The organism is Actinoplanes couchii, assembly GCF_016862075.1.
Classification (GTDB): Bacteria; Actinomycetota; Actinomycetes; order Mycobacteriales; family Micromonosporaceae; genus Actinoplanes; species Actinoplanes couchii.
In genome coordinates, this window is record NZ_BOMG01000027.1 from 152,175 (window position 1) to 177,944 (window position 25,770).

General features: G+C 70.5%; 20 protein-coding genes. 11 read left to right on the top strand and 9 right to left on the bottom strand.

Annotated features, from left to right (window positions below; all coding sequences use genetic code 11):
* Window positions 1–465 precede the first annotated feature (465 nt).
* On the top strand, window positions 466–2,520 hold the full coding sequence (locus tag Aco03nite_RS08600; protein WP_203794238.1) for an SGNH hydrolase domain-containing protein: 2,055 nt from the start codon (window positions 466–468) through the stop codon (window positions 2,518–2,520).
* On the opposite strand, the gene Aco03nite_RS08605 is transcribed toward Aco03nite_RS08600, so the two are convergent.
* Window positions 2,517–5,627 carry a bifunctional cytochrome P450/NADPH--P450 reductase gene (locus Aco03nite_RS08605; protein ID WP_203794239.1) on the bottom strand — a complete coding sequence of 1,037 codons (3,111 nt, stop codon included), beginning with the start codon at window positions 5,625–5,627 and terminating at the stop codon, window positions 2,517–2,519. The genes Aco03nite_RS08600 and Aco03nite_RS08605 overlap by 4 nt on opposite strands.
* Before the next feature lie 49 nt (window positions 5,628–5,676).
* On the opposite strand from Aco03nite_RS08605, the gene Aco03nite_RS08610 reads away from it, so the two are divergent.
* The 8 genes from Aco03nite_RS08610 (at window position 5,677) to Aco03nite_RS08645 (ending at window position 13,229) form a co-directional block, all read left to right on the top strand.
* Window positions 5,677–6,207 carry a TetR/AcrR family transcriptional regulator gene (locus tag Aco03nite_RS08610; protein ID WP_239144997.1) on the top strand — a complete coding sequence of 177 codons (531 nt, stop codon included), beginning with the start codon at window positions 5,677–5,679 and terminating at the stop codon, window positions 6,205–6,207.
* 212 nt (window positions 6,208–6,419) lie between these two features.
* Window positions 6,420–8,450, top strand: coding sequence for an acyltransferase family protein (locus Aco03nite_RS08615; protein WP_203794241.1), 2,031 nt, complete (start codon window positions 6,420–6,422; stop codon window positions 8,448–8,450).
* A gap of 142 nt (window positions 8,451–8,592) precedes the next feature.
* Window positions 8,593–8,895, top strand: coding sequence for an urease subunit gamma (locus Aco03nite_RS08620; protein WP_203794242.1), 303 nt, complete (start codon window positions 8,593–8,595; stop codon window positions 8,893–8,895).
* Window positions 8,892–9,311: an urease subunit beta gene (locus Aco03nite_RS08625; protein WP_203794243.1), complete on the top strand. Its 420-nt coding sequence runs from the start codon at window positions 8,892–8,894 to the stop codon at window positions 9,309–9,311. The genes Aco03nite_RS08620 and Aco03nite_RS08625 overlap by 4 nt, the downstream gene beginning before the upstream one ends.
* Window positions 9,308–11,026 (top strand): urease subunit alpha, encoded by a 1,719-nt coding sequence (locus Aco03nite_RS08630; RefSeq protein WP_203794244.1) that lies wholly within the window; start codon window positions 9,308–9,310, stop codon window positions 11,024–11,026. Before Aco03nite_RS08625 ends, Aco03nite_RS08630 begins: the two co-directional genes overlap by 4 nt.
* A 196-nt stretch (window positions 11,027–11,222) precedes the next feature.
* On the top strand, window positions 11,223–11,780 hold the full coding sequence (locus Aco03nite_RS54005; RefSeq protein ID WP_275415853.1) for an urease accessory protein UreF: 558 nt from the start codon (window positions 11,223–11,225) through the stop codon (window positions 11,778–11,780).
* Window positions 11,770–12,468 (top strand): urease accessory protein UreG, encoded by a 699-nt coding sequence (gene ureG / locus Aco03nite_RS08640; RefSeq protein WP_203794246.1) that lies wholly within the window; start codon window positions 11,770–11,772, stop codon window positions 12,466–12,468. Before Aco03nite_RS54005 ends, ureG begins: the two co-directional genes overlap by 11 nt.
* On the top strand, window positions 12,468–13,229 hold the full coding sequence (locus Aco03nite_RS08645; protein ID WP_203794247.1) for an urease accessory protein UreD: 762 nt from the start codon (window positions 12,468–12,470) through the stop codon (window positions 13,227–13,229). Before ureG ends, Aco03nite_RS08645 begins: the two co-directional genes overlap by 1 nt.
* Before the next feature lie 49 nt (window positions 13,230–13,278).
* Here the strand turns inward: Aco03nite_RS08645 and Aco03nite_RS08650 are convergent, their stop codons facing one another.
* From Aco03nite_RS08650 to Aco03nite_RS08685, 8 genes are all read right to left on the bottom strand, one after another.
* A complete protein-coding gene (locus Aco03nite_RS08650) occupies window positions 13,279–14,190 on the bottom strand; it encodes a sigma-70 family RNA polymerase sigma factor (RefSeq protein ID WP_373872589.1) in 912 nt (303 codons plus the stop codon).
* A gap of 215 nt (window positions 14,191–14,405) precedes the next feature.
* The gene (locus Aco03nite_RS08655) at window positions 14,406–14,657 is read right to left on the bottom strand and encodes a hypothetical protein (RefSeq protein WP_203794248.1); all 252 of its coding nucleotides are present in this window, start codon (window positions 14,655–14,657) and stop codon (window positions 14,406–14,408) included.
* A gap of 234 nt (window positions 14,658–14,891) precedes the next feature.
* Window positions 14,892–16,832 carry a serine/threonine-protein kinase gene (locus Aco03nite_RS08660; RefSeq protein WP_203794249.1) on the bottom strand — a complete coding sequence of 647 codons (1,941 nt, stop codon included), beginning with the start codon at window positions 16,830–16,832 and terminating at the stop codon, window positions 14,892–14,894.
* Between the two features lie 360 nt (window positions 16,833–17,192).
* Window positions 17,193–19,925 (bottom strand): cyanophycin synthetase, encoded by a 2,733-nt coding sequence (gene cphA / locus Aco03nite_RS08665; protein ID WP_203794250.1) that lies wholly within the window; start codon window positions 19,923–19,925, stop codon window positions 17,193–17,195.
* Window positions 19,922–20,728 carry a cyanophycinase gene (locus Aco03nite_RS08670; RefSeq protein ID WP_239144999.1) on the bottom strand — a complete coding sequence of 269 codons (807 nt, stop codon included), beginning with the start codon at window positions 20,726–20,728 and terminating at the stop codon, window positions 19,922–19,924. The genes cphA and Aco03nite_RS08670 overlap by 4 nt, the downstream gene beginning before the upstream one ends.
* Window positions 20,729–20,757: 29 nt before the next feature.
* A complete protein-coding gene (locus Aco03nite_RS08675; protein ID WP_203794251.1) occupies window positions 20,758–21,687 on the bottom strand; it encodes an acyl-ACP desaturase in 930 nt (309 codons plus the stop codon).
* Window positions 21,688–21,724: 37 nt separating this feature from the next.
* A complete protein-coding gene (gene hisS, locus Aco03nite_RS08680; protein ID WP_203794252.1) occupies window positions 21,725–23,035 on the bottom strand; it encodes a histidine--tRNA ligase in 1,311 nt (436 codons plus the stop codon).
* Between the two features lie 28 nt (window positions 23,036–23,063).
* Complete coding sequence (locus tag Aco03nite_RS08685; RefSeq protein WP_203794253.1) at window positions 23,064–23,762, bottom strand: MBL fold metallo-hydrolase; 699 nt, start codon at window positions 23,760–23,762, stop codon at window positions 23,064–23,066.
* Window positions 23,763–23,946: 184 nt separating this feature from the next.
* Between Aco03nite_RS08685 and Aco03nite_RS08690 the strand changes: the two genes are divergently transcribed.
* Window positions 23,947–24,834, top strand: coding sequence for a peptidylprolyl isomerase (locus tag Aco03nite_RS08690; protein WP_203794254.1), 888 nt, complete (start codon window positions 23,947–23,949; stop codon window positions 24,832–24,834).
* 20 nt (window positions 24,835–24,854) lie between these two features.
* Window positions 24,855–25,751, top strand: coding sequence for a peptidylprolyl isomerase (locus Aco03nite_RS08695; protein WP_203794324.1), 897 nt, complete (start codon window positions 24,855–24,857; stop codon window positions 25,749–25,751).
* The last annotated feature ends 19 nt before the right edge of the window (window positions 25,752–25,770 follow it).

A 25,770-nucleotide genomic window follows, 5' to 3' on the forward strand; every position in this document is an offset into this window, starting at 1 on the left:
CCCGACGCCCAGCAGGAGTGCCGACTCGACGCCCAGCAGAGGTGACTGGCCCGACGCGCGGCAAGGGTAGCCGACCTGACGCGCAGCAGGGGTAGCCGACCCGACGCGCAGCAGAGGTAGACAGCCCGACGTGCGGCAGAGGTAGACAGCCCGACGCGCGGCAGAGGTAGCCGGCCCGATGTGGTGACTCTGGACACGAATCGCACCGGGAGTCACCTCGCCTGGGTGGGACGGCACCAGCCTGGTGCCGCACGGCACGCCATGAGCGGGCTGTGGGAAAGCTGTGGGGCCCGTAGGTAGGATCTCCCGGCCCCATGATCCGGGCTCTACCGCTGGCGCGGCACTCCTCTTAGGCAGGACATGTCATCGACAACTGAGACAATTGAACATCAACACCCGAACGGCACGAAGGGGCCGGCGCACGCGGCACCCGCCCATCTGAGGTTCCGGCCCGACATCGAGGGCATGCGAGCGATCGCGGTGACACTCGTGGTCCTCTCGCATGCGGGCATCGCGACCCTCGAAGGTGGGTACGTCGGCGTCGACGTCTTCTTCGTGATCTCCGGGTTCCTGATCACCACGCTGTTGTTCAAGGAGCTGGACCGGACCGGCCGGATCTCGCTGGCCACCTTCTACGCGCGCCGGGCCACCCGCCTGTTGCCCGCGTCGACGGTGGTTCTGCTGGTCACCGTGGTCGCCAGCTGGCTGTGGGTGCCCGCCACCCGGTTCGGGTCGATCGCCTGGGACGCGATCTACGCCACCTTCTACGGGATCAACTGGCGGCTCGCGAACGAGGGCGTCCAGTACATGAACGCCGATGCCGCCCCCTCACCGCTGCAGCACTTCTGGTCCCTCGCGGTGGAGGAGCAGTTCTATCTGATCTGGCCCCTCCTGCTGTTGATCTTCGCCCTGCTGACGAAGCGAAGTGCCACCAAAAGGCGAATCCTTGTCATCGTGACCCTGGTCCTGGTCGTGGTGGGTTCGCTTGCGGTCAGTGTCTGGCAGACCGGCGAGTCGGCGCCCTGGGCCTACTTCGGCGCACACACCCGCGCCTGGGAACTGGCGATCGGCGCGTTCGTGGCGGTCGGCGCCGCAAACCTGACCAGGATCCCCCGTACCGCAGCAGCGATCTTGACCTGGCTCGGCCTTGCCGCGGTCGTCACGTCGGCGTTCCTCTACACCGAGGAGACCCCCTTCCCCGGGTACGCCGCCGCCCTCCCCGTCCTGGGTTCGGCAGCGATCATCGCCGGTGGCTTCGCCGGTTCCCGCCACGGTGTGGTGGCACTGCTGAAGGCGTGGCCGTTCCAGCAGATCGGCAAGTATTCCTACAGCTGGTACCTGTGGCACTGGCCGGCCCTGATGATCGTCCCGTTCATCCTGGACGTGGAGCCGAACCTGCCGCTGAACCTGGGTCTGGCGGCCGGCTCGCTGGTGATGGCGATCGGCTCGTACCACCTGATCGAGAACCCGGCCCGTAACCACGGATGGGCCAAGGCGAAGGCCCGTCGCGGCATCGCCGTCGGTCTGGCGCTGTCGTCGATCGCGGCGATCGTGGCCCAGCTCGGTGCGATGAACCCGCCGCAGCTGGCGACCGGTGACCCGGCGGTGAGCACCCGCAAGGTGGTGGCCGCGGCCGCCGACCCGGAGGCCGAGTTGCGGCGGATCATCGCCGGGTCGGCCGGCCTGGGCGAACTGCCCCGGAACATCACGCCGAAGGTGCAGCGGGCCCGCTGGGATCTGCCGAAGTACTACGCCACCAAGTGTCACCTGGAGTTCGAGGATCTGGCCGCCCCCGGCCCGTGTGTCTTCGGCGATCCGGCGGGCACCGCGTCGGTGTACCTGTTCGGCGACTCGCACGCCGCGCACTGGTACCCGGCGATGGACACGATCGCCAAGGAGCGTGGCTGGAAGCTGCTGGTCCGGACGAAGAGCGCCTGCCAGGCGTCGCTGGTCCACTCGTACGCCATCGTCTTCAAGCGGCCGTACACCGAATGTGACAACTGGCGCAACGACGTGCTGGCCGAGATCGCGCGGGCCCGCCCGGCGATGGTGGTGATCTCGTCGAACGGCAACAACAACGGTGGCCTGCTGGACGCCACCGGCAACCGGATCGACGAGGTTCCGGCGGCCGAGCAGGACAAGTTGTGGGCGGCCGGCTGGGCGGGCACGTTCAAGGCGATCCGGCACCGGGACACGAGGCTGGTCCTGATCGAGGACACCCCGTGGCCCGGTAAGGACGTGCCGGACTGTCTGGCCACCCATTCCCGCAACGCGTCGCGCTGTGCCCGGCCGGCCGGCGAGTCGTTCGCCTTCCCGGCCCGGCAGGCGCTGGTGTCGCAACAGGCGAAGGCGCTCGGGGTGACGGTGATCCCGACCGGGCAGTGGTTCTGCACGGCCGAGGTCTGCCCGTCGGTGGTCGGCAACATCGTGACCTGGCGGGACAACAGCCACATCTCCACCAGGTACGCGACGATGCTGGCCCCGCTGCTGGACGCCCGCCTACCGAAGATCAGGAACTAGGCGAACACGTCCTGCTGGAAGCGGCCGGCCGCTTCCAGGGACCGTAGCCACGCCTCAGCCTGCGCCGGTGTCGACCCGGTGTGCCGCCGGTGCAGGCTGAGCAGCTCGGACCGGACCGCGGGCGCCATCCGGGCACCCTCTCCGCACAGGTAGACGTGCCCGCCCCGCTCCAGCAGCGCCCAGACCGCGTCGCCCTGGGCGGCCAGGGCGTCCTGCACGTACCGGTACGGATGGTCCGGTACCCGGGAGTGGGCGAGGTGCAGGTCGACGACCCCGTCGGCGGCCCACTGCTCCATCTCGTCCCGGTACAGCCAGTCGTGTGCCGGGTGCCGGCAGCCGAAGAACAGCATGGCCGGTCCACGATCGGTCCGGGCCGCCCGTTCCTGGAGGAAGCCGCGCAGCGGGGAGAACCCGGTCCCGGGACCGATCAGGATCATCGGGGTGGCCGGGTCGGCCGGCGGCCGGAACGGCGGCGCGGGCACCCGGACGTGCCCGTAGAACACGTCACCCGCCCGCAGCCGGGCCAGGTACCGCGAGCACATCCCCCGGTAGCGCCCGGTCCCGGAGAGAGCCGGCCCGTCGACCAGCCCGACGGTGATGGTCGCCAGCGACGGGTCGGTCCGCGGCGACGACGAGATCGAGTAGAACCGTGGCCTGATCGTGCCGACGAGTTCGAGGAACACCCCGAACGGCAGCTCGATCGCCGGGAACCGTTCCAGCAGGGCGAGCACCGACACCCGCTTGGCGAGGATCTCGTCGGCCCAGCCGTCGATCAGGCCGGTCAGCTGCCGGGTGGTCCACGGGCACTCGGTGTGCCCCAGCAGGGTCTCGATCTGGGTGCGCCCGGCCGGTTCCTGGAGTTCCACGAAGTCGGTGAGCAGCAGTCCGGCGGTGATCGGCACGCCGATCGGCAGCCCGGTGGGCCGTTCGCCGTCCTGAGCGAGACGGATCACCAGGTCACGGGACACCCGCAGGGTGCGCAGCGCCCACTCGACGAGTTCCGGATCGTTCTTGGCGTAGACCGCCAGGTGGTCACCGACCTGGTAGGAGACGCCCTCGGGCAGCCGGACGGTGATCGCCTTGACGCCGGCCCGCTCGACGGCGGCCGGGTCGGCGACCAGCTCGGAGACGGACTCGACGGTGATCGGGCGGGCCTCGCCCGAGACCACGGCGGGCCGGATCTGGTCCTCACCGAGCACCTCGACGCTGAATCGCGGCCCGGCGGCGGCAGCGGTGCCGAAGTCGGCGCCGAGCGCGGTCCAGAACCCGTCGATCCAGGCCCGCGCCATCCCGTCGAAGTCCGCGGAGGCGTCGGTCTCGCCCCGGTCCACGATCGGTTGTGCCCCAGCCGAGATCAACGACGAAAAGACGCGCTTGGGGTACGCCTGATAGGTCGCCCATTGAGTGTTGCCATTACCCAGCACCGCAAATCGGACATTCTGCAGCGCTCCCTCAGCCAGAACCAGGTCATCGAACACGTGAGCGTTGTCCGGCGCCTTGCCGTTGTAGCTGGACGTGACGACGGTGAGAAGACCGTCGCTGGGCAGCGAGACCGCCAGCTCGTCCAGGGTCTGCACGGTCACGTCGAACCCGGAGCGCCGGGCCCGGTCCGCGATCTGCTGCGCCAGGTCCTCCGACGTGCCGAGGTTGGACCCGTACGCGACTCTCATCCGTACGCCGGCAGCCTGGACATCGGCCACCGCCGGAGCCGCCGCCTCCTCGGCGACCGGGACCACGGAGATCCGCTCGTGGTCCTGCCGGGCCCGGATCCGCAGCCGGAAGCCCTCCGGCTTGATCGTCAGGGTCTGCTTGATGTGCAGCCGGTGCCCGTCCGGGTCGGCGAGCGCGAACCGCTGCAGGATCAGCGCGAGGGCGAGCCGGGCCTCGGTGAGCGCGAACTGCCGCCCGATGCAGGCCCGTTCCCCGTTGCCGAACGGCTTGTAGGCGTGCGGGTGGTGCCGCTCCTTGTTCTCCGGCAGCCACCGGTCGATGTCGAAGGCCTCCGGATCCGCCCAGGCCGACGAGGTGTGCAACGGCTTGAGCAGCACCGCGATCTTCTGCCGGGCCGGGATCTCGTACCGCCCGCCGAGCAGGCCGGAGTCCCGGGAGGCGAGACCGATGAACGGGATCGGCGAGAGCAGCCGCAGCGTCTCGTCGAGGATCCGCGGGATCACGTCCAGCTTCATGATCGTCTCGTAGGTGGGCACGGTGTCGCCGGGCAGCACCCGGTCGACCTCGGCGTACGCCTGGGCGAGCACGTGCGGGTTGCGCAGCAGCAGGTGCAGCGCGAAGGCGAGGGTGCCGCTGGTGGTCTCGTGCCCGGCGATCAGGAAGGTGAGCACCTGGTTGCGGATGTTCTCGTCGGAGAGCTTCTCGCCGCTGACCGGGTCGGCGGCGTCGAGCATCAGGCCGAGCAGGTCGTTCGTCCTGACGCCGGAGGCGCGGCGGGTGCGGATCACCTCGTCGACGGTCTCCTGCATGACGGCGATGTCGGCCTGGTAGGCGGCGTCGGCCTTCTTCTTCAGCCCGGTGACCATCGGGAGTTGCCGCGTCCGGTTCATCGCCTCGACCAGCGCGCCGCCCATGGCCTGCAGGAACGGGTGCAGCTCGGGTGCGGAGAAGGAGTCGAAGGTCTGCCCGAACCCGGCGAGCGTGATGGTGTCCAGTGTGAGCCGGGTCATGTCGTCGGTGACGTCGACCTCACTGCGGGCGGACCAGTGCGCGACGAGCTGGTCGGCGACCTCGAGCATCTGCGGGAAGTAGGCCTTCATCGAGCGCTGGCTGAACGCCGGCAGCAGGATGCGGTGCGCCTGGCCCCATACCGGCTCGTCCTCGCTCGCGGTGAAGAGGCCGTCGCCGGCGAAGTCGCGGACGTGGGCCAGCGGCGGGTCGATCGGTTTGACGAAGCGGGTCTCGTCGCAGACCTCGGCGACCAGGTCGGGGTCGTAGACGAAGACGACGTGCCGGCCGGCCAGGTTGAGCTTGAAGATGCCGCCGGGGTGCCGGGCCGCCTGGTCGGCGAGGAACTGGTGGGTGCCCTCGACGGGAAGCTGCAGGGCGTTGCCGACGATCGGGAGTCCGCGGGGGTTCGGAATCTCGGCGGTCACAGGGGGATCCTCCTCAGCCATACGGTGTATGGCAGCTACCATACGGCGTATGGCTGAGAAACGGTTGACCGAGGACGTGATCTTCCGTACCGCCCTGCGGCTGGTCGACGCGGACGGGGTCGAGGCGCTGAGCATGCGCAAGCTCGCCGCCGAGCTGGGCGTCAACCCGATGTCGATCTACCACCATGTGGACAACAAGGCGGCCCTGCTCGACGGGATCACCCGGATGGTCACCGCCGAGGTCAAGGACATCACCGTCAGTGACGGCCCTTGGCCCGATCAACTACGCCGGCTGGCATACGAGTTCCGCGCGCTCACGCTCACCCATCGCCATCTGCTGCGGTACATCCTGGCGAGTGACGACTTCACCCAGCGGGACGGGCCGATGTGGCGAACGCTGCGCACGGTCCTCCGGTCCGCCGGAATCGCCGAGGCCGAGCTGAACCAGACCGCCATGGTGCTGGTCATGCTGATCGGCGGACTGCTGCACACCGAGGCCGAGGGCGCCGAGCACCGCGACGACAGCACCTTCGCGCTCGCGGTCGAGTTGCTGATCGACGGCATCGCCGCGCGAACCTGAGCCCACGTCGCGATGAAGTAGTGATGAACCGACTGTGGAAGACCTGTGTCATCGCGGGTAAGCTCCCCCCGATCCCGGCCCGGTCACTCATCGCTAGGTAGGACATGTCGGTCACGCACGACAATAAACTCGAAAGTGCCCGCCCGGAGTCGTCTTCCGCAGGGCCACCGCCCGCTCCCGCGCACCTACGATTCCGACCGGACATCGAGGGAATGCGGGCCATCGCGGTCGTGCTGGTGGTGCTCTCGCACGCCGGCATCACGAGCCTCGAAGGCGGCTATGTAGGCGTCGACGTCTTCTTCGTGATCTCCGGCTTCCTGATCACCACGCTCCTGTTCAAGGAGCTGGACCGGACCGGCCGGATCTCGCTGGCCACCTTCTACGCGCGCCGGGCCACCCGCCTGCTGCCCGCGTCGACGGTGGTGCTGCTGGTCACCGTGACCGCCAGCTGGCTGTGGATGCCTGCTACCCGGTTCAAGTCGATCTCGCTGGACGCGATCTACGCCACCTTCTACGGGATCAACTGGCGGCTCGCGAACGAGGGCGTGCAGTACCTCAACGCCGACGCCGAGCCCTCCCCGCTGCAGCACTTCTGGTCGCTCGCGGTCGAGGAGCAGTTCTACCTGGTCTGGCCGCTGCTCCTGCTGATCTTCGCGCTGCTGTTCGGCAAGCGCCGCGCCCCGGTGATCATCTCGCTGTCACTGATCGTGGTGGCGTCGCTGATCGTCAGCGTGATGCAGACCGCGTCGTCCGCGCCGTGGGCCTACTTCGGCGCGCACACCCGCGCCTGGGAGCTGGCGATCGGCGCGTTCGTCGCGGTCGGCGCGGCCCGGCTGGCCGGCCTGCCCAAGGCGCTGGGCGCGACGATGACCTGGATCGGCCTGGCCGCCATCGTGGCCACCGCGTTCCTCTACACCGAGGAGACGCCGTTCCCCGGCTACTTCGCCGCCGTGCCGGTGCTCGGCGCCGCGGCGATCATCGCCGGTGGTTTCGCCGGATCCCCGCACGGTGTGGTCGCGATCCTGAAGACCTGGCCGTTCCAGCAGATCGGCAAGTACTCCTACAGCTGGTACCTGTGGCACTGGCCGGTCCTGATGATCGTGCCGCACATGCTGGACGTCGAGCCGAACATCCCGCTCAACCTCGGGCTCGCGGCCGGTGCGCTGCTGCTGGCGATCGCCTCCTACCACCTGATCGAGAACCCGGCCCGCAACCACAAGTGGGCCAAGGCGAAGGCCCGCCGGGGCATCGCCGTCGGTCTCGCGCTCTCCTGCCTGGCCGCCTTCGTCGCCCAGGTCGGCGCGATGAAGCCGCCGCAGCTCGCCAAGGGTGACCCGGCGATCGACACCACCACCGTGGTCGCCGCCGCCACCGACCCGCAGGCCGAGCTCCAGCGGATCATCACCGCCTCGGTCGGCACCGGTGAACTGCCCGCCAACACCACGCCGCGGGTGCAGGTCGCGCGGCGGGACAAGCCGACCTACTACGACGCCAAGTGTCACCTCGAATACCTGGACACGGTCGCGCCCAGCGAGTGCGCCTTCGGCGACCCCCAGGGCAAGAAGACCGTCTTCCTGTACGGGGACTCGCACGCCGCCCACTGGTTCCCGGCCGTCGACGCGATCGCCCGGGAACGTGGCTGGAAGCTGCTGGTGCGCACCAAGAGCGCCTGCCACGCGGCCTCGGTCGACGTCTACAGCACGGCGCTCAAGCGGGCCTACACCGAGTGCCCGGCCTGGCGGGACACCGTGCTCGCGGAGATCAAGCAGGTCAAGCCGTACCTGGTGGTGATCTCCTCCAGCGCCAACGACGGCAACCCGCTGCTGGACCCGTCCGGTGGCCGGCTCAAGGGTTCGGCCGCCGAGATCGACCCGCTGTGGGCGGCCGGCTGGACCGGCACGATCAAGGCGATCAAGGCGAAGGGCACCCGGATCGCGCTGATCCAGGACACCCCGTGGCCCGGTCACGACGCCCCGGAATGCCTCGCCGAGCACTCCCGCAAGATCTCCCGCTGTGTCGCCGACGCCGGCGAGTCGGTGGCGCTGCCCGAACGGCAGGCGCTGGTCGCGACGACGGTGAAGGCCGGCGGCGCCACGGTGATCGACCCCACCCCGTGGTTCTGCGTGAACGGCTCCTGCCCGTCGGTGGTCGGCAACCTGCTGGTCTGGCGGGACGACGACCACATCACCACGAAGTACGCGACGATGCTGGTCCCGTTGCTCGGGGCGAAGCTGCCGAAGTAAACAGTTCGAAAACGGCCCCGCCACGCAGCACTTCCGGACAGTGGCGGGGCCGTTCCATGTTTTGATCGGGTTCTGTGTCGGGGTTACACGTCCGAAACTTCCACCTGCGAGCATTCCGTGGCGCGTGATCAGGAGGCTCCCTTTGTTCCTCAGCCAGCACGAGCAGGAACGCCTGCTCATCCACGTCGCGGCCGACGTCGCCCGGCGCCGCCGCGAGCGGGGTCTGCGGCTCAACTATCCGGAAGCCACCGCGATCATCACCGCCTTCCTGCTGGAAGGCGCGCGGGACGGCCGGACCGTCGCCGAGTTGATGGACTCCGGGCGGCGTGTGCTGACCCGCGAGGACGTCCTGGACGGTGTGCCCGAGATGCTCGCCGAGGTCCAGGTCGAGGCCACCTTCCCGGACGGCACCAAGCTCGTCACCGTGCACGGGCCGATCTCATGACCGGCGGCGTCATTCCCGGCGAGATCCTCTTCGGCGACGGCGACATCGAGATCAACGCCGGGCGCCCGGTCGTGGACCTGACCGTCCGCAACACCGGTGACCGGCCCGTCCAGGTCGGCTCGCACTTCCACTTCGCCGAGTCCAACGCGGCCCTGGAGTTCGACCGCGACCTCGCCTGGGGGCACCGGCTGGCGATTCCGGCCGGCACCTCGGTCCGCTTCGAACCGGGCATCCCGCGCGACGTCACCCTGGTGGCGTTCGCCGGGCGGCGGATCGTGCCGGGCCTGCGCGGGCTGGCCGGCGGGCCGCTCGACACCACACCGGCGGCCGCTGAACCCGACCCCGCCGACATCGAGCCGGCCGGTTCCCTCGACGAGGACACCGGCGAAGGCGAGCACAACGGGAGCCCGCGTTGACCTCACTGGACCGTGCCCGTTACGCCGCACTTCTCGGGCCCACCAAGGGTGACCGGATCCGGCTCGCCGACACCAACCTGCTGATCGAGATCGAAGAGGACCGCAGCGCCGGCCCCGTCCCGGGCGACGAGGTGGTCTTCGGCGGCGGCAAGGTGATCCGCGAGTCCATGGGCCAGGCGGCCGCCACCCGCGCCGAAGGCACCCCGGACACCGTCATCACCGGCGTCGTCGTGCTCGACCACTGGGGCATCGTCAAAGCCGACGTCGGCATCCGCGACGGGCGGATCGTCGCCATCGGCAAGGCCGGCAACCCGGACACCATGGACGGGATCCACCCCGATCTGGTCATCGGCGCGGGCACCCAGATCATCGCCGGGAACGGGAAGATCCTGACCGCGGGCGCCATCGACAGCCACGTGCACCTGATCAGCCCGACCATCCTGAACACCGCGCTCGCGGCCGGGATCACCACGATCATCGGCGGCGGCACCGGGCCGGACGAGGGCACCAAAGCCACCACCGTCACCCCGAACGCCTGGCACCTGGCCCGGATGCTGGAGGCCCTGGACACCTGGCCGATCAACGTGCTGCTGCTGGGCAAGGGCAACACGATGTCCGCCGAGTCGATGTGGGAGCAACTGCGCGGCGGGGCCGGCGGCTTCAAACTCCACGAGGACTGGGGCACCACCCCGGCGGCCATCGACGCCTGCCTCAAGGTGGCCGACGCCTCCGGTGTCCAGGTGGCGATCCACACCGACACGCTGAACGAGGCCGGGTTCGTCGAGGAGACGCTGCGGGCCATCGCCGGACGGTCCATCCACGCCTATCACACCGAGGGGGCGGGTGGCGGGCACGCGCCGGACATCATCACCGTCGCGTCGCACCCGAACATCCTGCCGTCGTCGACCAACCCGACCCGGCCGTACACCCGGAACACCCTCAGCGAGCACCTCGACATGCTGATGGTCTGCCACCACCTGAACTCGGCGGTGCCGGAGGACCTGGCGTTCGCCGAGAGCCGGATCCGGCCGTCCACCATGGCCGCCGAGGACTACCTGCACGACCTCGGCGCGATCTCGATGATCGGCTCCGACTCGCAGGCGATGGGCCGGATCGGCGAGGTCGTCACCCGGACCTGGCAGACCGCCCACGTCATGAAAGCGCGGGTCGGCTCGCTGCCCGGCGATTCCACCGCCGACAACAACCGGGCCAAGCGGTACGTCGCGAAGTACACGATCTGCCCGGCCCTCGCCCACGGGATGGCCGAGCAGGTCGGTTCGGTCGAAGCCGGGAAGCTCGCCGACCTGGTGCTCTGGGATCCGGCGTTCTTCGGGGTCCGGCCGGCCCTGGTGCTCAAGGGCGGGATGATCGCGTACGCCCAGATGGGCGACGCCAACGCCTCGATCCCCACCCCGCAGCCGATGCTGCCCCGGCCGATGTTCGGCGCCTACGGCGTCGTGCCCGCGCAGACGTCCGTCGCGTTCGTCGCCCCGGCGGCCATCGACGCCCTGCTCAACGACCGGATCGGCGTCAAACGGGCGCTGGTCCCGGTGGCCGACACCCGCTCGGTGGGCAAGGCCGACATGATCCGCAACGACGCGATGCCCCGGATCGAGGTCAAGGCCGACACCTTCGAAGTACGCATCGACGGCCAGGTTGTCGAACCCGACCCGGTTGACGTGTTGCCGATGGCTCAGCGGTATTTCCTCTTCTGATGCGGGTGGTCGGTTTTGGCCCGGCGGTGGCCCACTCCGGGCGGTCAGGCTTGATCCCTCCGTGGGCCACCGCCGGGCCAAAACCTTCGGTCGCCGGGAGGGGGACGGTTTGAGTTTGGCTACGTTGCTGCTGGTTGCGGATGGGCGGTTGCCTTCCGGGGGGCATGCGCATTCGGGCGGTTTGGAAGCTCAGATCGTGGCTGGGCGGGTTCGGGACATTGCTGGTCTCGACGGGTTTCTTCGGGGCAAGTTGGCTACCAGCGGGCTTGTCGGCGCCTCCTTTGCGGCTGCCTCCTGTCGGCGTACCGGAGAGTGGTTTGATCTTGATGGTGGGGTTGATGCCCGGACGCCCTCGCCTGCCTTGCGGAAGGCGTCGCGGGCTCAAGGGCGGGCTCTGCTGAGGGCGGGACGGGCCATGTGGGTTCTGCCCGATGTGGGGCGGGAGCCGCATCAACCCGTTGCTCTCGGAGTTCTGGCGGCGGCGGCTGGGCTTGGGCCTGTTGAGGCTGCTGTCGCTGCTGCTCATGGGACTGTTACCGGTGGGGCCAGTGCTGCCGTCCGGTTGTTGGGGCTCGATCCCTATGCGGTGCACGCGCTTCTGGCGCGGCTCGCTCCTGAATGTGACCGGGTGGCGGCCGAGGCCGCTGACCGGTCCGGCGACCCGGTCGATGAACTGCCGGCCGCGGGCGCTCCCCTGCTCGACATCGGTGCCGAGCACCACGCTTCCTGGGAGGTGCGTCTCTTTGCATCCTGAACTGCACGAACACGGTCCTGACGAGGTTCCGCACACGCACCCCGAACCCGGTGTCGACCCGCACACCCCGCTCGGATCGGGGCCCCGTGCCCTGCGCATCGGTATCGGCGGTCCGGTCGGGTCCGGTAAGACGGCGCTGGTCGCCGCGCTGTGCCGGGCGCTCGGCGACGAGATGCGGCTGGCCGTCGTCACCAACGACATCTACACCACCGAGGACGCAGACTTCCTGCTGCGCAACGGGGTGCTGCCGGAGGAGCGGGTACGGGCCGTGGAGACCGGGTGCTGCCCGCACACCGCCATCCGGGACGACATCTCCGCCAACCTGGACGCCGTCGAGGATCTGGAGGAGAAGCTCGGTCCGCTCGACCTGGTGCTCGTGGAGAGCGGCGGGGACAACCTGACCGCCACGTTCAGCAAGGGGCTCATCGACCAGCAGATCTTCGTGGTGGACGTGGCCGGCGGGGACAAGGTGCCACGCAAGGGCGGGCCCGGCGTCACCACCGCCGACCTGCTCGTCATCAACAAGACCGACCTGGCGCCGCTGGTCGGTGCGGACCTGTCGGTGATGGACCGGGACGCCCGGGCGCGACGGCACGAACTGCCCACCGTCTTCCTGTCGCTGGCCGAGGACAAGCAGGCCACGCCGGTCGCGGACTGGATCCGCGGGCTGGTCGCGGCCCGGGTCTGATGCGGGCCGAGGCTTGCGTCGTCGCTGAGGCCGACGGTCGCGGCGGGACTCGGCTGGCCGTCCTGCGCGGGGAGTCGCCGTTGCTTCTGCGGCGGACCGGGCCTCGCGGCGGTTCGGGGGTGACCGTTCACCTGGTCGGCGGGGCGGCCGGGCCGTTGCGCGGCGACGAGCTACGGCTGGACATCACGGTGGGGCCCGGTGCCCGGCTGGAGATGCTCAGTGTGGCGGCGTCGCTGGCCCTGCCGGGGCGGGTCGCCGCCGCGTCGCGGATGACCGTCACCGCCTTGGTGGCCGAGGGCGGGGTGCTGCGGTGGCTTCCCGAGCCGCTGATCGCCGCGGCCGGGTGTGACCACGTCGTGGTCAGCCGGGTCGACGTGGCCGAGGGCGGGACGCTGCTGTGGCGCGACGACCTGGTCTGCGGGCGACATGCGGAGGCTTCGGGTGCGGTTCGGGCCGACACCCTCGTCCGGTACGGCGGGGTCACCCTGTACCGGCACGAGTTCACCGTCGGGCCGTCGGCTCCGGGGTGGGACGGGGCGGCCGTGCTCGGTGGCGGGCGGGCCCTCGGGACGGTGATCCTGGCGGGTGACGAACTGCCGTCTCCGGACGTGCCGGCAGCCGACGCCGCAGTGATGCGCCTGGCCGGGCCGGGAGTGCTCGCCACCGCTGTGGGCGCCGACATCCGGCAGGTGAAGGCGGTGCTGGATCCGTTGTGTGCCGGGACTCGCGTGCTGACGGGCGTACCCGCAAACCGGTCTTGATCTTGTGGGACGGGGAGGGCGGAACAGGGCCACCCTCCCCGTCACCGGGTCAGGCCGCTACCGCGATCGGGACGCCGTGGGCATCGGTCAGGGCCAGGCGGGTGTGCAGGCTGCCCTGCTGCGCCACCTTCGCGAAGTACTCGGTGCGGCGTCTCTGCAGACACCCCTTCCGGGTCCGTGGGCCGCCGGCCGCCACCGTCAGCAACTCCGGGGCGAGAGAGCTGTTCAGGCCCTCGCGCAGCAGGCGCAGCGCCTCGGTCCGCAACTGGGAGATGCGGGACTCGGTGACGCCCAGCCTCGACGCCACCTCGCTGAGCGGCTGTTCCTGCAGGAACGACTCCTCCACCACTTGGCGCAACCGCTCCGGCAGGGCCTGGATCGCCTGATGCAGGTATCCGAGGCGTTCCCGCTTGAGCAGCAGATCCTCCGGGCCCTCCGAGGTCTCCGGCACCATCTCCTCGGCCGCCCCGGTGGGGAAGCCCTGGAGGCTGAGCAGGGAGGCCTTCTGCACGTCGTCCTCGACACTGGCGAGCTCGTTGACCCCGATCCCCAGCACCTCGGCCACCTCGGCGTCGCTGGGTGTGCGGCCGAGCGCGGCGGTCAGTTCCTGGCGTGCGGTCGTCGCGCGCCGGGCCCTCGCCCGCACCGAACGGCTGGCCCAGTCCTGACCGCGGAGCTCGTCCAGCAGGGCGCCCCGGATCCGGACCGCGGCGAACCGGTGGAACGGGATGCCCCGGGTCACGTCGAAGGAACGGGCGGCGCCGAGCAGGGCCGCGAAGCCCGCGGACGAGAGGTCGTCGGCATGGACGTGGCCGGGTACGCGGTTGAGCAGTTCCCGGACCAGATGGCCAACCATCGGCATGTTCTCGCGGATCAGGTCCTCGATGTCGCGCGCGGAGGGCGCGTCATGGGCGATGCCGATGGTGGCGGGGAGTTCGGTCGTGGTGATCGTCGTAGTGATCACGTAGTCCTCCTCGCTGGTACTAAACCGGCCGGTGGAAAACCGGCTGACGAGAAGAACAGTGACCTTCGCAAGGTGCAGCGGCGGCCGAACTCGGTTGTATTTGTGGAGTTTTTTCATGAAAAACCTCAGCCCAGAGGGGACCAGTCCGGACCGAGGAGGTTTGAACGCCGAAGAACCCGGCCGCGATCACGGCCGGGTTCGGGAGAGGGATGTCAGTACAACACCGGTGTGCGCGGCGCCAGCACGTCGGCCAGCTCCCCGTGCACCCAGGTCATGCGTTGCACCGCCGCGTCCGGGTGGTCACCGAACTCGACGGCGACTCCGGCGGCACAGCCATCGCTGCCGTACCGCAGGATCGTCACCGTGATCGCCTCCTCCACCGCGGCCAGAGTCGGGCACTCGGACGGCTGGAGGTACGAGACGAACAGCGCCTCGGCGGCCAGATCCTTCACTGTGCTGATCATTTTTGTCGAACTCCCCGATGTCGACGACCTGCTGGAACTCGGCTGGCGCCCGGTGGGATGCCCGGGCTCTCTCGGCCCATCATCCACTCGGGTGTCGCGCAGGCCGGCAGCCACGCCGTGCCGAAGTGCCACGAATCGGGCACCCGAAATCAGTGCGGAAGCGCCTGTCGGTCTGCGTTCACCGTAACTCCGGAACGGGGCGTTCGACCCGTCATTTTCCGGCCTGCCGCCTATTCAGCAGACGTCTCCCAGCTCCTCCTCGCAGTCCAGCGGCGGCTGCGTCACCGGTGGGCTGCTGGTCGACTCCCCGTCGCTGACCCCCGGGTTCTCCGAGGTCGGGGGCGACGACGACGGCGGGATCGGCGGCGGCGGCGTGGTCGACGGGCTGGTCTCGCCACCGGGTTTCGACGGCGAGGACGAGGGCGAGACGCTGCCGCTGGAATCCGGCCGCGGCGACGGCGACAGGCTCTTGCCCGGGCTCTGCGACGGATCGATGATCACGGTGCCGCTGGGCCCGATGGTGATGCCCGGCGAGGTGGTCGGGTCACCCAGGCGGACCTGACCGTCCTGGAGGATCTCGACCGGGCGGGACGGGTCGCCGGGCTTCTCCGACACGTACGTCTCGCAGGTCTGGTCGTTGAGCTTGAAGACCATCGGAGCCGCGTTGCTCTCGGTGTAACGCCCGGTGATCTGCAGCGTGGTGGTGCGCTGCGGGTCGATCGTGGCCTTCGAGGTGACCTGGACGGCCGGGCCGTCCTGGCTGAGGGCGACCTTGCCCTTGCCGGAGAGCACCTGGTCACCGTTGAGCAGGAACCACAGGTTCCACGAGTCCATCGGCACCGAGTCCCGGTTGGCCAGCGTCACCTGGGCCTTGAACTTGCCGCCGGCATCCGCCCAGACCGCGTAGCTGATCACGCACTTGCCGGTGGCGGGCACCGTGGTCGTCGTCGGCTGCGGGGTGGAACCGGCCGCCGATTTGGCCGGTGAGTGCTGCTGCCCGATCGCCGTCCAGCCGTAGGTCAGGCCGCTCAGCACGGCGACCGTCCCGGCCATCACCACCATCCGGCGGACCTTGACGTGGGTGCGGCTCGGCGCCCGCTCGCCGGACGGCACCGGCGGCGGTCCACCGGCGCCCGGGCGCAGGACGGGCTGCTGCGGTGCCGGCACGGCGGGCGCGGGCGGGTCGAGCCGCTCCTGCACCTCCGGGTCGGTCGGCACGTCACCGGCGGCCGCCGCGGCCGGGCCGAACCCGGAGTACGGGTACCCGGACGGGAGGATGAAGGTGTCCTCGCCGTCCTCCCAGTCCGCGTCGAAACCCGAGGTGACCAGCGGGGCCCCGGCCGAGATGCCGGACAGCGCCCCGGCCACCTCGGCGGTGGAGGGGCGGTCGTCCGGGTGCTTCTCCAGACAGCGGGCGATCAGCGAGTCCACCGAGTGCGGCAGGCCCTCCACCGGCGGCAGGGGCTCGGGCTCGGTGTACTGGTGGGCGCGGAGCAGGGCGGTGGTGGTGCCGACGTCCCACGGGAGCTGGCCGATCAGCATCCGGTAGATCAGCAGGCCGACCGCGTAGACATCGGTGGCCGGGCTGACCTGGCCACCCTCCAGCCGCTCCGGCGCCAGGTAGGCGGGCGTGCCCATCAGGCTGCCGTCCGGGTCGGTGTCGTTCTCCCCGATCAGGGCCGAGATGCCGAAGTCGACGACCTTGACACCGGCCGGGGTCAGCATCACGTTGGCCGGGGTGACGTCCCGGTGCACGATGCCGCGCGCGTGCGCGGAGGCCAGTGCGGCCGCGACCTCGGCGCTGATCCGCACCGCGGTCGGCCACGGCAGGGTCCGCACCCGGGCCAGGACGGCCGCCAGGGACTCGCCGTCGACCAGTTCCATCACGACGTACGGCACGGGCTCGCCGTCGACCGTGGTGGCCTCGCCGTAGTCGTACACATTGGTGATGTTCGGATGGGTCAGCCGCGCCGCGGCCTGCGCCTCCGAACGCAGCCTGCGCCGGAACGAGGGGTCGGCGCTGGTGGACGGCGGCAGGACCTTTACCGCGACCTGCCGTCCGAGCACTTCGTCGAACCCTCGCCAAACCACTGACATCCCGCCGGCGCCGAGCCGCTCGACCAGTCGGTACCGACCGGCGAGCAATCCGGAACCGGGCTGGTCCGCCGTGCTCATGTGCCCCCACATGCGCGCTTCGAGAAAACACCGGGTCGCACCGCCATGCTCCCCGGTGTCGGGTGGGCTCGGGCCCACCGTCGGACTCCGAGCATCCCCCATCGACGGCGTGGATGTTAGTCCCTATCGGTCAGCAGTTCGACCCGTCACATACCGATCCACCTGGGGCTAATTACTGTCCGTTGCGCGCACTTGGCAGCTTTCCGCAATCAGTGGGACACGCTGGGCCACCACAACCCGACCGTATGCCCGCTTCGTCGGAACTTGCACTCGGTACCGTTCGAGTGAGTCCACGGTGGACCCGTTCACGATCGGTCAACAATCCGCTACCCAGCGAGATCAAGATGTGTCCAAGATCTGTCAATAGATGGGAATGCCGGTCAACTGGCGGGACACCTGCGGGGCCGCGGGCGGCAACGGGGCGGATCCGGCCGGCACCGGCATCCCACCGGCCGGCACCGCTCCCAGTCCGGCCAGGAAGGACCGCAGCGGGCCCCACGACTCGTAGATCACCAGCACCACCTCGCCGGGCGCGGCCAGATCCAGCGCGCCGGTCACCGCGGCCCGGAACCCGTCCGCGGACACCGCGGTCAGCCGCGGGCGGCGGGCCCGCATCTCCCGCTCGACCAGAGCGGCCACCTCACCCGGCGCCCGGCCCCGGGACTCCTCGTCCTCGTAGAGCACCACCCGGGTCAGCCCGTCCGCCAGCACCTGCGCCGACGCGGCCAGCAGGTCGTCGCGGCGGTCGCCGGGCAGCGTCACCGCGGCCACGCACCGCTCCGGTCCCCACAGCCGGTGCAGGGTCCGCAGGGTGGTCGCCAGGGCCGCCGGATTGTGCGCGTAGTCCACGTACAGCGACACGTCGCCGAGCCGGAACAGGGTGCCCCGGCCCGGATTGTCCGCGGCCGGATCGAACTCGCCGAGCCGGTCGGCCAGGTTCTCCGGCCGGGCCCCCAGCGCACGGGCGGCGGCGATCGCGGCCAGGGTGTTCGCGGCCACGTGCAGGGCCGCGCCGCCGTACGCCCCGGGCACGTCGGCCAGCCGCATCAGCGGGGTGCGCCGGGCGCCGGTCGCCTGCACCAGCCAGCCGTCGTGCAGCAGGTAGGCGGCGCCGCCCCGGGACAGGTGCTCGGCCAGCACCGGGTTCTGCGGGTCCAGCGAGAACCAGATCAGCCGTTTGCGGTCGGCGCGGACCCGGGGACGGTCGGCGAGGCTGCGTACCCACGGGTCGTCGGCGTTCAGCACCAGCGTCCCGCCGTCCCGGACCCGTTCGGCCACCACCGCCTTGACGTGCGCCAGGTCCTCGACCGAGGTGAGCCCGTCCTGGCCCAGGTGGTCGGCGGTGATGTTGGTGATCACGCCGACGTCGGTCCAGTCGTAGCCGAGGCCGCGCCGCAGCAGGCCGCCGCGGGCCGTCTCCAGCACCGCCACCTCGACCTGCGGATCGCCGAGGACCATCTGCGCCGAGCGCGGGCCGGTGGCGTCGGCGATCTGCACGACCCGGCCGTCGATGGTGACACCGTCGCTGGTGGCGGTGCCGGTCCGCAGGCCGCTGCCGCTGAGCAGGTGGGCGATCAGCCGGGTGACGGTGGTCTTGCCGTTGGTGCCGGTGATCGCGACCGCCGGGATCCGCCCGTCCGAGCCGCCGGGGAACATCGCCCGCACGATCGCGTCGCCCACGTCCCGGGACCGGCCCTCCACCGGGGCCAGGTGCATCCGCAGCCCCGGCACCGCGTTGACCTCGATCACCCCGGCGCCGGTGGCGGCGCCGGCCGGCGGGACCGGGGCACCCACGTCCGGCAGGCGCAGGTCGATGCCGGCGATGTCCAGGCCGAGCAGCGCGGCCACCCGCCGGCAGATCCGGGTGACGTCCGGGTGGACCTGGTCGGTCACGTCCCGGCCGGTCCCGCCGGTGGAGAGATTGGCGGTGTCCCGGAGGCCGGCCACCTCACCGCGGGCCAGGACCGATTCGGGAGTACGGCCGTCGCGCGCGAGCACCCGGCGGACCGCGTCGTCCACCACGATCCTGGTCAGCACCCGGGAGTGCCCGGCGCCCCGGCGCGGATCGGCGTTCACCCGCTCGACCAGCTCGGTGATCGTCGCCTGCCCGTCGCCGACCACGTGCGCGGCCACCCGTTCGGCCGCCGCCACCACCTCGCCGGCCACCACCAGCACCCGGTAGTCCCGGCCGTCCAGCTGCCGTTCGACGACCGCCTCCCCGCCGACCGCGGCGAACGCCGCCCGGACCTGGTCCGCGGTGGTCAGGTGCAGGGCGACCGCCCGCCCGTGCCGCCCGTTGCGGGGTTTCACCACGACCGGGCCGCCGAGCAGTTCCAGGATCCGGACCGCCTCGTCACCGGTGCCGGCCGCGCCGCCGGGGGCGACCGGGATGCCCGCCTCGTCGAGCAGCCGCCGGGTGACGTGTTTGTCGCCGGCGATGTCCACGCCCAGCGCGCTGGTCCGGTCGGTCATCGCGGCCCAGGCCATCCGGCGGCGGTGGCCCCAGCCGAGCCGGACCAGGCTGAGGTCGTCGAAACGTTCCACCGGGATGCCGCGACGGCGGGCCGCCTCGATGATCGACCGGGTGCTGGGGCCGGTGGCCTCCCGCTCGGCGAGCGCGGCCAGTCCGGCGAGCGGCCCGGCCAGCTGAGCGGTGGACGGGCCGGCGCCGGCGGCCACCCGGACCACCAGGTCGATCGCGGCGGCCAGCAGCGCACCGGGAACCGGTGACTCGGGTGACTCGTCGACCGGGCACTCGGTGATCACGTCGTAGACGCCGTCCACCCCGGTGCCGACGGTCCGGCCGAACGTGACGTCCCGCCCGATCAGCTGGGACAGCTCGATGCCGACGTGTTCGGCGACGTGGCCGAAGTAGGTGCCGCCGCGCAGCCGGCTGACGAACCCGCCGGGGGTGCCGGCCGCGCAGTGGTGCTCGGCCAGTCCGGGCAGCGCCCGCAGCAGGCGCTCGGTGAATCCGGTGACGTCGGTGGTCTCCACCCCGGTCAGGTCGCCGAGGTGCAGCCGGGCGACGGTCGCGGGCCGGGAGAGGTAGACGTTGGGACCACGCAGCCGGCGGAGGCTCTCGATCTTCATGTGGCTCGTTCCCGTTCTGCCGACGACGGGCCGGTGACGGGTCGGCGGCCCGTTAGGTGGAAGGTGCTGCCCGCGGGCAGCACGTGGATACGGGCTCCGGCGAGCGCGATCGGCCCGGCCTGCGGAACCCGGATGTCGGTGGCGGCGCCGGCGTCGACCACCGTCACCGCCCCGCTGCCGAGAACCTCGAAACTGTCGCCTCCGGTCAGGATGGCGGTGTCCTCGTCGATGCCCACGCCCAGCTCGTGCGGGTAGCGGGCGACCGCGCTGAGCAGCCGGTTGAGCCGGCCCCGCTCGGCGAAGTGCTGGTCGATCAGCAGACCCGGCAGGAACTCCAGCCCCGGGCCGGTGCGCACGCTGTCCGCGGTCACGCCCGGGCTGTCCCCACCGGTGATCATGGTGCCGGCCATCATCGCCGCGCCGGCGCTGGTTCCACCGAGCACCACCCGCCCCTCGGCGACCAGGTCGTGCAGCAGGGCGTCGACGACGGTGCCGCCCAGGATCCCGGTGATCCGCTCCTGGTCGCCGCCGGTGAAGAAGACGCCGGTGGCCTCGCGCAGCACCGCCTCGGCGGCCGGGGCGTTCGCGTCGGTCCGGCAGGACAGGCGCAGGGCGCGCACGGTGCCGGCGCCGAGGTCGGAGAACCGCTGCAGGTAGACCTGCTCGGCGGTGGCCGGGGCCTGGCTGGCGGTGGCGATGACCACGATCCGGGCGGCGGCCGCTCCGGCGAGTTCCACGAACCGGCCGAGCAGGGCGGTTCCGGCCGCCCCACCCATGATCAGAAGCCGGTTCCCGCCCTCCACACTGCTGAGATTAAACGGATGTTTCGGTCTTATTCCGGTTTCTGACGCTTCGCCCGGGCGGCCCGCCGCTCCTCGAACCGGGACGCCTGCGTCTCCAGCTCGGCCATGTGCGCGGCCAGTTCCTCGCGGGCCTTCTCGCCGTCACCGCTCAGATCGGTGCGATCCCAGACGTTCCACTGCCGCAGCACCGGCTGCAGCACCTCGTCGCGGTGCTGGCGCAGGTCGTAGATCCCGGCCAGCGCGATCAGCACCGCCTTGCGGCCGAACCCCTCGATGTTCGCGCCGGGCATCTGGAAGTCGGCAGTCACGTTCGCCACCGCCCGCATCGCCTGGTTCGGCGCCAACTCGAAGGCCGCGGTCAGGATGTTGCGGTAGAACATCATGTGCAGGTTCTCGTCGGCCGCGACCCGGGCCAGCATCTGCTCGGCGATCGGGTCGCCGGTGGCCTTGCCGGTGTTGCGGTGCGAGATCCGGGTCGCCAGCTCCTGCAGCGCGACGTAAGCGATCGAGTGCAGCATCTCGTGGCCGTTGACGTTCACGTACCCGGACTGCATGTGGTCCATCCGGGCCCGCTCCAGCTCGACCGGGTCGACACCGCGGGTCACCGTCAGGTAATCGCGGATCGCGATGCCGTGCCGGCCCTCCTCCGCGGTCCACCGGTGCACCCAGGTGCCCCACGCGCCGTCCCGCCCGAAGAGGGAGGCGATCTCGTGGTGGTACGAGGGCAGGTTGTCCTCGGTGAGCAGATTGACGATCAGCGCGGTCTTCGCGATCTCGGGCAGCTTCGAGTCGTCCGGGCGCCACGCCTCACCACCGAGGATCCCGTCGAACGTACGGCCCTCGCTCCACGGCACGAACTCGTGTGGGAACCACTCCTTGGCGAGCGACAGATGCCGGTCGAGGTTCGTCGCCACGACGGGCTCCAGCTCGATCAGCAGCGCGGTCTGGTCCAGCGGCATCCACTCACGGTAACCGCTGGACCAGCCCTCCGCAGGATCAGCTCGCGGACACCGACGGGTGAAGATCAACTGCCGGCGGCTGCCAGGTCTCCGGGTCGGCCTCGACCTGCTCGCCGGACCGGATGTCCTTGACCGTGCCGGTCTCCCCCGGGAACCAGACGAACGGGATGCCCCGGCGGTCGGCGAACTGGATCTGCTTGCCGAACTTCGCCGCCGACGGCGCCACCTCGGTCGGGATGCCCCGGGCGCGCAGCTTCCCGGCGATCCGGTCGCACGCGGGCCGCTGGTCCTCGCTGGGCAGGGCCACCACCACACACGTCGGCACCGACCGGGACACCGCCAGCGCGCCCTTGCCGAACAACAGGCCGAGCAGCCGGGACACCCCGATCGAGATGCCCACCCCGGGGAACCTGGTGTTGCCGACCGAGGCGAGCGTGTCGTACCGGCCGCCGGAGGTGATCGACCCGTACTGCTCGTAGCCCTTGAGCTGCGTCTCGTACACCGTGCCGGTGTAGTAGTCGAGACCACGGGCGATCTTCAGCTCGGCCCGGACCAGTCCCGGGGCGTGCGCGTTCGCCGCGTCGACCACCCGCACCAACTCGTCCAGACCCTCGTCCAGCAGCGGGTCGGTGACACCGAGCGCCCGGACCCGGTCGGCGAACGACCCGTCGGTCGCCGAGATCTCCGCCAGCGCCAGACAAGCGGCGGCCTGGGCATCGGTGGCCCCGGCCGTCTCCACCAGCAGGGCGGCCACCTTCTCCGGGCCGATCTTGTCGAGCTTGTCGACGGTCCGCAGCACCTGCGCGGTGTCCGCCAGACCCAGACCGCGGTAGAAGCCCTCGCACACCTTGCGGTTGTTGACCAGGATCGTCGCCTCCGGGATCGGCAGCGACCGGAGGATGTCCCCGATCACCAGCGGCATCTCGGCGTCGAAGTGGAACGGCAGGGTGTCCCGGCTGACCACGTCGATGTCGGCCTGGAGGAACTCGCGGTAGCGGCCCTCCTGCGGGCGCTCCCCCCGCCACACCTTCTGGATCTGGTAGCGCTTGAACGGGAACTGCAGCTTGCCGTGGTTCTCCGTGACGAACCGTGCGAACGGGACGGTCAGGTCGAAGTGCAGGCCCAGCTGGTCGTCGCGTTTGGAGTCGTCGTCCTCCTGCAGACGGTGCAGCAGGTAGACCTCCTTCGAGGTCTCACCCTTGCTGAGCAGGGTGTCCAGCGGCTCGACGGCCCGGGTCTCGAGCGATGCGTAGCCGTACAGCTCGAAAGTGGATCTGATCCGGTCGAGCACCTGCTGCTCGATGATGCGCTGCGGCGGAAGCCACTCGGGGAAGCCGGAAATGGGCACTGTTGCTCCTAGCGCGAAAAGTAAAGACTCAGAGGCCGCGGCCGGGCGCGGCGGTCAGATCCCGCAGGTACGGGTTCGACGCGCGCTCACGGCCGATGGTGGTGGACGGGCCATGGCCGGGCAGCACGACGGTGTCGTCGGCCAGCGGCAGGATCTTGTCCCGCAGGCTGGTCATCATCGTCGGGGTGCTGCCACCCGGCAGGTCGGTGCGGCCGATCGACCCGGCGAACAGCACGTCGCCGGAGAGGCAGATCTCCTCCGCGTCCCAGGACGAGGCCGCCCCGGGCAGGCGGAACAGCACCGACCCGCCGGTATGGCCCGGTGCGTGGTCGACGGTGACCTCGAGACCCGCCAGGCTCAGCGTCGCACCGTCGGTCAGCTCGGCCACGTCATCGGGCTCGGTGTATTGCAGCCGGCCGCCGAACAGTGACGTCAGATCGGCGCTCAGGCCCTTCGACGGATCGGCGAGCATCTCCCGGTCGGCCGGGTGCACGTAGGCGGTGATGCCCCGGGCGCCACAGACCGGCGCCACCGAGAACGTGTGATCCAGATGACCGTGCGTCAGCAGCACCGCGGCCGGGTGCAGACGGTGCTTGACCAGGGTCTCCTCAAGCCGGTCCAGCACGCCGATGCCGGGGTCGACGATCAGGCACTGTTCCCCCTCGCCCACAGCGACCACATAGCAATTGGTGCCGAAGGCGTCGGCCGGAAAGCCGGTGACGAGCACGGTGGCGAACCTCTCTGGAGCGGGCGCAAATCGTAACGAGCCTAGCCGGGCGGGCGCACGCCACTTTCTCAGGAGGTACCCGTACACTCTTGCGGGCGTGTGGCGTGCCGCACCCCTTGACATACAGGGCCTCCCAGCGGGGCGACGGGCCTCATCCTGAGGCACAGGGAAGGACAGGCGTTCGGTGGCTTCCAGCAGGGACCGGCAGCGCAAGCTCGCGCGGGCGAAATACGACAGGCAACAAGCCCGCCGCGCCGAACGGGAGCACCGCAACCGCCGGATCACAGCCGGAGTCGGGGCCTCCCTGGCCGTCCTGCTGATCGCGGGTGGCGGCGCCTGGATCGGCGGCGCCTTCGACGGCGACCCGGAGACCGACACCTCGGCCTCCGACACCTGCCTGTGGACGCCGTTGAGCACCGAGGGCAACCCGTCGCTGAAGAACGTCGGTGAACCGCCCACCAAGGACATTCCCGAGACCGGCACCGAGACGATGACGATCACCACCGACAAGGGTGCGCCGATCGTCGTCAGCATCGACGTGGCGGCCTCGACCTGCGCCGCGGCCAGCTTCTCCTACCTGTCCGGCCGGCAGTTCTTCGACAACACCGAGTGCCACGAGCTGACCGCCGAGGGCGCCCTGCACTGCGGCGACCCGACCGGCACCGGTCTCGGCGGCCCGACCTACAGCTACTACAGCGAGAACGACCCGGCCGGCGCCCCGGCGCCGGACCCGAGCGCGAGCGCCGCCGCCACCGCTACCGAGGTGACCTATCCCAAGGGGACGGTCGCCCTGTTCGGCAACCCCAAGGGCGTCAACGGCAGCCAGTTCCTGATCTTCCACAAGGACTTCACGTCGGCCGACCCGCAGTACTCGATCCTGGGCAAGGTCACCGGCGGCCTGGACACGCTGGCCGCGATCGCGAAGATCCCGACGGTCGAGAACGATGCGGGCGAGAAGGTCAAGCCCAAGGACAAGATCACCGTCAAGACCCTGACCGTAGGCACGGACACCGCCGGTACGGCACCCACGGCCTCGGCCGGTGCCGCACCCGCAGCGAGCGTCCAGTCGTGAGTGCGAAGGCAGAGAGCAACATGGAGGAGACCGTGTCGTCGATCAAGGACCGGCAGCGCGCGGCGGCGCGGGCCCGGCTCGAGAAGGAGATGGCCGAGCGTTCGGCGGCCGCTCGTAAGCGCCGGCAGCGGCAGGCGATCGTCGGCTCGGCGCTCGCGGTCGTGGTGATCGCCGGCATCGCGTTCTTCGTCGTGCAGGCGACGAGGAACGACGACAACAAGAGCACCGAGGCGGCCGCGGCCGACCCGAGTGCCAGCGCCGCGACCGAGCCCAGTCTGCCGCCCGCCCCGGCCGGCACCGCGAACTGCACCTGGATCCCCTCCGACGAGGCGACCGGCGGCAAGGTCAAGGACACCGGCGGCACCCCGGCCGGCAACGTCCCGGCGACCGGCACCGACACCCTGAAGCTGGACACCAACCTCGGCGTCATCAGCGCGACGGTGGACAAGACGAAGGCCCCGTGCACCGCGGCCGCGTTCGAGTACCTGGCTGCCAAGAAGTTCTGGGACAACACCAAGTGCCACCGTCTCGTCAGCGAGGGCATCAAGGTCCTCCAGTGCGGTGACCCGTTCGCCAGCGGCGACGGCTATCGCGAGACCGACGGCACCGGCGGCCCGAACTTCATGTACCCGGAGGAGAACCTGCCGACCGAGGCGCAGGTGACCTACCCGAAGGGGACGATCGCCATGGCGCGTACCCAGCAGGAGGCCACCACCGGTAGCCAGTTCTTCATCGTCTACGAGGACATCCCCGCGACGTCCCTGCCGGCGCAGTACACCGTGCTCGGCAAGATCACTTCGGGGATCGACCTGGTGGAGAAGGTCGGCAAGGCCGGCAGCGACAACGCCAACGGCCAGAGCGACGGTCACCCCAAGACCGAGGTCACCATCAAGTCCCTGACGATGGCCGCGGCCTGACCTGTTGAACGACGAAGCC